This is a genomic window from Streptomyces sp. SID4985 (assembly GCF_009863025.1).
Taxonomy (GTDB): Bacteria; Actinomycetota; Actinomycetes; order Streptomycetales; family Streptomycetaceae; genus Streptomyces.
On the sequence record NZ_WWIR01000040.1, the window covers coordinates 1 to 488 of the forward strand.

Genomic DNA, 488 nt, shown 5'->3' on the forward strand with positions numbered 1-488 from the left:
ATCCCCCGCATCCCCCGCCTCGCCCGTCTCCTGTGGGCCGCCGGTCCTGCCGTGCGCGGGGCCTGGCTGCCCGCCGTGCTCGGGGTGGCCGCCGGGGCGATGCTGCTGGGCCTTGTCGGCGGGTTCGCGCAGGCCAGGGTGGTGCTGCTGGCCATCGCGCCGGTGCTGCCCGTGGCCGGGGTAGCACTGTCCTACGGCCCGCACGCCGACCCGCTGTACGAGATCACCGCCGCCACCCCGGGCGGCGGACTCCGGCTCGCCCTGACCCGTACCGCCGCCGTCCTCGCCGTCAGCCTCCCGCTGCTGACCCTTACGGGTCTGCTGCTGCCCGCCTCCGGTGCCCCGGCGGCCGCCGCCTGGCTGCTGCCGGGACTGGCGCTGTCGCTGGCCACCCTGGCGCTCGCCTCTTTCACCGGCTGCCGCACGGCGGCCGGGATCACGGCGGGCGGCTGGCTGTGCGCCGTCCTCGCGCCGCTGCCCGCCGCTCC

Annotated in this window: 1 pseudogene; it reads left to right on the forward strand. The window is 78.3% G+C overall.

Going from position 1 to position 488, the window contains the following annotated elements:
* A pseudogene (locus GTW40_RS01675) lies at positions 1–488 on the forward strand (zf-HC2 domain-containing protein); the annotation flags it as partial.